5 protein-coding genes are annotated in these 7,680 nt (G+C 36.4%); 4 read left to right on the top strand and 1 reads right to left on the bottom strand.

The genetic code is table 11. The annotated features are described in order from the left end of the window. Positions 1-184 precede the first annotated feature (184 nt). Positions 185-319, bottom strand: a complete 135-nt coding sequence (gene rpmH / locus RU96_RS10885) for a 50S ribosomal protein L34 (RefSeq protein WP_010766794.1) — start codon at positions 317-319, stop codon at positions 185-187. 730 nt (positions 320-1,049) lie between these two features. On the opposite strand from rpmH, the gene dnaA reads away from it, so the two are divergent. The 4 genes from dnaA to RU96_RS10865 all read left to right on the top strand — a co-directional run bounded on the left by dnaA (position 1,050) and on the right by RU96_RS10865 (position 7,675). Continuing rightward, positions 1,050-2,378, top strand: a complete 1,329-nt coding sequence (gene dnaA / locus RU96_RS10880) for a chromosomal replication initiator protein DnaA (protein ID WP_071865543.1) — start codon at positions 1,050-1,052, stop codon at positions 2,376-2,378. Between the two features lie 391 nt (positions 2,379-2,769). After that, a complete protein-coding gene (gene dnaN / locus RU96_RS10875; protein ID WP_071865542.1) occupies positions 2,770-3,900 on the top strand; it encodes a DNA polymerase III subunit beta in 1,131 nt (376 codons plus the stop codon). A 729-nt stretch (positions 3,901-4,629) separates the two neighbouring features. Beyond that, a complete protein-coding gene (gene licT, locus RU96_RS10870) occupies positions 4,630-5,475 on the top strand; it encodes a BglG family transcription antiterminator LicT (protein WP_071865541.1) in 846 nt (281 codons plus the stop codon). Positions 5,476-5,794: 319 nt separating this feature from the next. Next, on the top strand, positions 5,795-7,675 hold the full coding sequence (locus tag RU96_RS10865) for a beta-glucoside-specific PTS transporter subunit IIABC (RefSeq protein WP_071865540.1): 1,881 nt from the start codon (positions 5,795-5,797) through the stop codon (positions 7,673-7,675). Positions 7,676-7,680 lie beyond the last annotated feature (5 nt).

Here is a 7,680-nt window from a genome sequence, read left to right as displayed (position 1 = left end):
GATAAATTGCTCTTCAAATTTCTTCTAAATAGAAGCTTTAAAACCAGAAAATAAACAAAAAAAGTCGCTTCAATTTTTACACATCAAAACCTCTACCATGATGAGATTTTTTGCATGCTATTGAAGCGACTTTTTCTATTTTATGTTTTGCCAATAAAAAAAAATACCACTGGCAACCAGTGGCTTAAGCTGACAATACTTTACGTCCTTTTAGACGGCGGCTAGCTAAGACGCGACGGCCGTTTTTAGTGCTCATACGTTTACGGAAACCGTGAACTTTTTGACGTTTACGTTTGTTTGGTTGGTAAGTTCTTTTCATTTATTTCCACCTCCGAGGTAATTCTCATATCCATGACTACAGACATACTTTGATAGTATAACGACTTTGGTTGGTTTTTGTCAACTACAAAATCAATTCAATCAACTAAAAAGTTATCCACATTTCTTTATAAGCCATGTTGATGGTTGTGAATTCACAAAAAATTTTTGAAAGTTAAATTAAAGTTTTGAAAAGAATTATCCACACTTTCACACAGCGGAAAAACTTTTCCACAAGCTTTCATTTTTCTGTGGATAGACGTTACAAAAACGCATTAAATTAGGTCTTTCTATCCCAAAGACCTTGTGGAAACTTTTGAAAAACTCAAATTCATCCACACTTTTTTAATGCCTGTGGATTATTTTTATCCCGCTTGTTGATTCACATTTTCATCTTCTTGTTTATTTGTGGAAAAGTTGCTGAAAATAATTTTTTTTATCTTTTTTGCGGTCTGCCTGTGGAAAACTTCTTTAAAAAGTGATAAATTAAAATTACCTATTTTTGTCTTTTTTTCTTTTTATTCCATGGCAAAAATGAGTTCGTGAAATTTCACAAAGTAGCGTCTATCCTTGTAATTCTTACGAGGGGTATTTGCGACGCGCTTTTACTTTTTTATTAGCATTTCGCGTAAGAACAAGTTTCTTACTGGTGCTTCTTAATGAATATACGCAAATTAAAACGTTGTACGTTTTATTGATGGAAAAAATGAATACTAATAAGGAGGAAGCTCATGTCATCATACGAAGCCTTGTGGCAAGAGGTATTAAATAGTTTAAAAAACGACCTCAGTCCCGCTAGCTTTCAAGTTTGGGCCGAAAGTGCTAGTCCCCTTTCTTTGCAAAATGATGAACTTTTAATCAAAGTACCGACAAAAGTCCATCGTGATTATTGGGAGAAAAATTTAGCACCACGGGTTTTGGAAAACAGCTATCGCCTTTACGGTCGGGAAATCATGCCCGCTTTTATCACTGAAGATGAAGTGCAAGAAGAGTTACCTCAAGAAAAAGAAGAAGAGGTAAAAGAAAAAGTCGATCGTTCGATTATGTTAAATCCCAAATATACATTTGATACTTTTGTAATTGGACAAGGGAACCAAATGGCGCATGCGGCCGCTCAAGTTGTCGCTGAAGAACCCGGCTCGATTTACAACCCACTATTCTTTTATGGCGGTGTTGGTTTAGGGAAAACCCATTTGATGCACGCTATTGGTCATGAATTATTAAAATATCGGCCCAATGCCAAAATCAAATATGTCAGTAGTGAAAACTTTACCAATGATTTTATTACCTCGATTAAAAATCGTACGAGTGAAGAATTTCGTCATGAATATCGCAGTGTCGATTTATTACTAGTTGATGATATTCAATTTTTAGAAAATAAAGTCGAAACGCAGAATGAGTTTTTCTATACTTTTGAAGAACTTTATAAAAACAACAAACAAATTGTCCTAACGAGTGATCGTCTGCCAAGTGAAATTCCAACTTTACCAGAACGCCTGGTTTCCCGCTTTGCCTGGGGGTTATCAGTTGACATCACCCCACCAGATTTGGAAACACGGATTGCAATTTTACGGAAAAAAGCCGAAGCAGAACGTCTAGAAATTCCAGATGATACGCTGAGTTATATCGCCGGCCAAATTGACTCTAACATTCGCGAATTAGAAGGAGCACTTTTACGTGTTCAGGCCTATGCCACGATGAATAATGCTGAAATCAGTACTAGTTTAGCTGCCGAAGCCTTAAAATCTCTAAAAAGTAATGGTGGCGTAGCCCAAATTTCGATTTTACAAATTCAAGAAGAAGTCGCCAAATACTATCATATTTCAATTAAAGATTTAAAAGGGAAAAAACGCGTAAAAAGTATTGTTGTACCACGCCAAATTGCGATGTATTTATCTCGCGAACTAACGGATAATTCTTTACCAAAAATCGGCGCTGAATTTGGGGGCAAAGATCATACCACGGTCATTCATGCTCACGAAAAAATCCAGCAATTATTGGAAAATGATCCAACGACTCAAACTGAAATTGCTGAAATCAAAAATTTATTATTAAAATAGGCATGTGGATAAATTTGAAAGTTTTCCATTTTTTATCCACAAGTTATGCACAGTGGAAAACTCTGATAATACCTTACGTTTTACCACTTATCCACTGATTCAACAGGGCCTACTACTACTACTATCTTTTTACTCTTAAATATAAAGGCATCCGCCTTCTTTTTAATTCATAAAAAATGCTATAATCAGCATGAAGGATCTTGAAAGATTTAAGAGCATGCGGTGGTAAGATTAAAAGGCTTATTTTAAACAGCAACAAATTTTTTAATATTTTAAATAAATTTTGTAATAGCTATTATTCCTTACAAAAGTCCTTTTAATTTTTTATTCCCCAGCTAGATGGTCTAGATTTAAAAAATTGCAACACATCAAAAAGATTGGAGTGCCATTTATGAAAGTCACTATGAATCGTTCTGCCTTTATGCAGGAACTACAAACTGTCCAACGGGCGATTTCTTCTAAAACTACTATCCCAATTTTAACGGGGGTAAAAATTGTTTTAACTGAACGCGGTTTAACATTAACCGGAAGTAACGCTGATATTTCCATCGAAACATTTTTAGCTGTAGACAATGAAAAAGCACAAATGATTGTTGAATCAGCAGGCGCAATTGTTTTACAAGCTCGATTTTTCAGCGAAATTATTCGTCGCCTTCCAGAAGATACTTTCACAATGGAAGTTGTGGAAAACGAACAAGTTGCCATTACTTCTGGCAAAGCCAACTTCATGGTTAATGGTTTAGATGCTGATAATTATCCGCATTTACCAGTTGTAGAAAGTCGGGACCAATTAAAATTATCAGCGCAAACACTAAATCAATTAATTAGTGAAACTGTTTTTGCTGTTTCTGCTCATGAAAGCCGTCCAATTTTGACTGGGGTGCATTTTGTGTTAGAAAATCAACAGTTATTGGCTGTCGCAACCGACTCACATCGTTTGAGTCAACGGATTATTCCGCTAGAACAAGAAGCAGAAGACTTTAATATCGTTGTTCCTGGCAAAAGTTTAATTGAATTATCACGTTCTTTAGCTGATGATGAAGAAGAAATTGCAGTTAGCATCATGGAAAACCAAGTGTTGTTCCAAACGGAAAATATGTTGTTTTACTCACGTTTGTTAGAAGGAAATTACCCAGACACGAACCGTCTAATTCCGCATCAATTCAATACTGAAATTGAATTTACGGTGCCAAGTTTCTTAGCGGCGATTGAGCGGGCCTCTTTACTTTCCCACGAAGGACGCAACAATATTGTCCGTTTATCAATTAAAGAAGATGCTGTCATGCTTTACGGAAATTCTCCTGAAGTCGGAAAAGTGGAAGAAGCATTAAGTTATGAAAAAGTTAGCGGCGAACCTTTAGAAATTTCCTTTAATCCAGATTACATGAAAGCCGCATTGCGGGCTTTTGGTGATATGAGTATTACGGTTCGCTTTATTTCAGCGATTCGTCCTTTCACCTTGGAACCTACTGCAGGACAAGCAAACTTTATTCAATTGATCACACCAGTACGTACTAACTAGCCATTTTAATTTGAACTTGAAACTGTCAAATAAATGAAAAGCTCCTGTAAAAAAGTACATTCGATTTTTACGGTAGCGGAAAATTTATTTGGCAGTTTTTTATTTTGGAAGGAGCTCTTGGCGACATTAAGCTAAAATGCTAAGAAATTTGAAAAGCAATTTATTAAAATTCTATCTTATTACTAGCGAGTTGTGCGAGTTCGTTCCGCTTTTCTAAGTGTCTAGTATAATAAACAAACTCTCTACGGCAATAAGCCAAAATCTTGAGAAATTGTTCTTCAAATTTATCAAGATTTCGTCTTATCGCTTGAGAGCTGCTCATGTTTATTATGCTTTTCTTTTGATCCAGCTTCACGAACTAACTCGCTGCGACAATAAGCTAAAATTTGAAGAAATTTGAAAAGCAATTTATTAAAATTCTATCTTATTGCTAGCAAGTTGGACGAGTTCGCAAAGCTTTTCTTTTTTGGAAAGGCTTGCAAATTATTTTTAGCTGTGCTAGATTATAAATAANTTAAAATTCTATCTTATTGCTAGCAAGTTGGACGAGTTCGCAAAGCTTTTCTTTTTTGGAAAGGCTTGCAAATTATTTTTAGCTGTGCTAGATTATAAATAAGGATTGTTACTGTTAGGCAGGCAAAACCGGAATTTACCACGTAAGCACCAAGGGGGAAATTCTAGGTTTTTTTTATTTGTCTGAAAGTGAATCGCAAGCAGGGAGTGGGAATTGTGAGAATTGAAAAAATCCTCAATAACAATATCGTCATGTCAAAAAACGCTGCTGGTGAAGAGGTTATCTACATGGGGCGTGGCTTGGCTTTTGGTAAAAAAGTTGGCGCTGAAATTGATGCTGCTGTCATTGAAAAAGAATTTATTTTAAAAGATTCCCTGACTGCTGGACAGTTTCAACAATTATTTACCGATGTAGCTCCTAAAGAAGTTGAGGTGGTAAAGCAAATTATTGATTTAGCTGAAGAAAAACTGCAACAAGAGCTGTCGGCTAATATTTACTTAACCTTAACAGACCATATTCATTACGCATTAGAGCGTAGTAAAGAAGGCATTGAGATTCCAAATCCTCTTTTATTTGAAACGCATAAGTTTTATCCCAAAGAGTTTGCGATTGCTAAAGAAGCGATTGCTTTAATTAAAGAAAAATTGCAAATTGAACTACCTGAATCAGAAGCGGGATTTATTACTTTTCATATCGTCAATAGCGAGCAGGTAAATTCGGAAGGATCGATGCAACAGACGATGCAGGCGACAGAAATTGTGCGCGATATTTTACAAATTATTAGTCGCTTTTATGGTATCGTTTTTCGCCAAGACTCTTTGAATTATCAGCGCATCGTTACTCATTTGCAGTATTTTGCGCAGCGTTATTTACGAGATGAATTAAATGAAGAGTCCGATGAATTTCTCTTTGCTTTAATTCAATCCAAATATCCCAAGGCTTTTCAAACGGTACAACGTATCAATGATTATTTAATGAAAACCTATCAAAAACCGCTGGGAGAATCGGAAATGATTTATTTGACGATTCACATTCAGCGCGTCGTTTCAGAGGAAACGTAAACATTCAATCAATAACGGATTGTTACTGTTAGGCAGGCAAAACCCAGATTGAAAAGACAAAGATACCCATTTTTATTTTTGGGATCGTGTTTTTTCTTTCTGGGTTTTTTTTATTTAGGTAAAGGGGGGTATAAGATTTTCACCAGGAATAAGATCAACATACTTTTCGTAGTATCTAGCATTATGAACGAACGCTTTATGGCAATGAGCTGAAATTTGAAAAACAATTTATTAAAATTCCATCTTATTACTTGAGAGCTGACCATGTTTATTATGCTTTTCATATTTATATAAATTAAACTGACAAGGAGAGAGAATTATGAGCAGCAATAAAGAAATCGCTAGTCGAGTTTTAGCGGCAGTGGGTGGGAAAGAAAATGTCAACAGTGTGGTGCATTGTGCCACGCGTTTACGTTTTAAATTAAAAGATGAAGATGTGGCTGACACGAAGGCATTAAAACAAGATGATGATGTAATTCAAGTCGTTCAAAAAGGTGGCCAATACCAAGTGGTAATTGGTAGTCAGGTGGGGGATGTTTATCGGGAATTAAATGATATTGCCAATTTTGATAATACCGAAGCTGTCGAAGAAAAAACGGGAAATATTTTTGATCGTTTGATTGATATTATCTCCTCTATTTTTACTCCTTTTTTAGGCGCAATGGCTGGGGCCGGAGTTTTAAAAGGTTTTTTAACTTTAGCTTTAACGCTCAATTGGGTGACAGATACATCTGGGGTTTATGTGGTGTTATGGGCGATTGCCGATGGTTTATTCACCTATTTGCCGGTGATGTTAGCTTTTACTGCGGCCCGAAAATTTCATACCAATGAATTTTTAGCGGCTGCTTTAGCGATGGCCTTGGTTCATCCGTCTATTACAGCACTGGCTGGCGAAACATTACATTTTCTAGGCTTACCGGTCATTATTGGGGCTAGCGCGTATACGTCTTCTGTTATCCCAATTATTTTAGCGGTCTTTTTACAAAGTTATGTGGAAAAATTCTTTAAAAAAGTTATTCCTGACTTTTTACAAACCATCGTAGTACCATTGGCAATCTTTTTGGTTATGGCACCATTAACGTTTATCGTAGTAGGTCCTTTAGGTACGATTTTAGGGAACTTATTAGGTAGTGGTTATGATGCGATTTATGGTTTGAGTCCAATTTTAGCTGGTGCGATTATGGGGGGCTTATGGCAAGTATTTGTTATGTTTGGCATGCATTGGGGCTTTGTACCAATTATGATGGTCAATTTAACTCAAACAGGTTTTGATACGATGATGCCAATGTTACTCCCTGCTGTTTTAGCTCAAGGTGGGGCTGCTTTAGCCGTTTTCTTTATGACAAAAAATGTAAAATTAAAAGGTTTGGCGCTATCTTCAACGATTACTTCGATTTTTGGGATTACCGAACCTACCGTGTATGGTGTCAATTTACCGTTGAAAAAACCATTTATCGCAGCTTGTATTAGTGGCGCTATTGGTGGTGCCTTTATTGGCTTTTTTGAAGTCCGTAACTATGTTTTTGGTTTAGTTAGTTTGTTAAGTTTACCAGGCTTTATCCCACAAGATACAAAAGCTATTACTGGTTTAGTTATGGCAGCAATCGGGACGGCAATCGCCTTTGTACTAGCCTTTATTTTGACATTTGTCTTACGGTTTGATGAACAACCTGAAGATGCTGCATTGGCAGAAAATGATGCAACAACACCAGTATCTCCTAAAGTTGAAGCGTTGGCTAATGGGCAAACAGTTATGATTACAAGTCCTCTATCAGGGGAAGTGTTACCGTTAACTCAAGTAAAAGATCAAGTTTTTTCTTCTGGAGCACTAGGTAAAGGGGTTGCGATTAAACCTTCTGAAGGAAAATTATATGCGCCAGCCGATGGTGTTGTGACTACGCTATTTCCAACTGGTCACGCTGTGGGAATTACGACTGAAACCGGTGCGGAAATTTTGATGCACATTGGTATGGATACGGTGGAATTAGACGGTCAAGGATTTACGGTAAAAGTAAAACAAGACGATCACGTTAAAAAAGGCGATTTATTAGTTGAATTTGACATTGAAGCGATTGAAGCAGCAGGTTTTTCTACTATTACGCCAATTGTAGTAACCAATACGAGCGATTTTATGGATGTATTGGATATGGATCAAAAAGAAGTCATTCACGGCGAAGACTTTTTAACAATTGTAAAATAAAAAAT

It is taken from the genome of Enterococcus canintestini (assembly GCF_001885735.1).
GTDB classification, from domain to species: Bacteria; Bacillota; Bacilli; order Lactobacillales; family Enterococcaceae; genus Enterococcus_C; species Enterococcus_C canintestini.
This window is presented reverse-complemented; position numbering and strand designations above follow the sequence as displayed.

Coding starts and splice junctions, on each gene's coding strand:
- RU96_RS10865 (WP_071865540.1), top strand. CDS start 5,795: ATGAGCAGCAATAAAGAAATCGCTAGTCGAGTTTTAGCGGCAGTGGGT.
- dnaA (WP_071865543.1), top strand. CDS start 1,050: ATGTCATCATACGAAGCCTTGTGGCAAGAGGTATTAAATAGTTTAAAA.
- rpmH (WP_010766794.1), bottom strand. CDS start 319: ATGAAAAGAACTTACCAACCAAACAAACGTAAACGTCAAAAAGTTCAC.
- dnaN (WP_071865542.1), top strand. CDS start 2,770: ATGAAAGTCACTATGAATCGTTCTGCCTTTATGCAGGAACTACAAACT.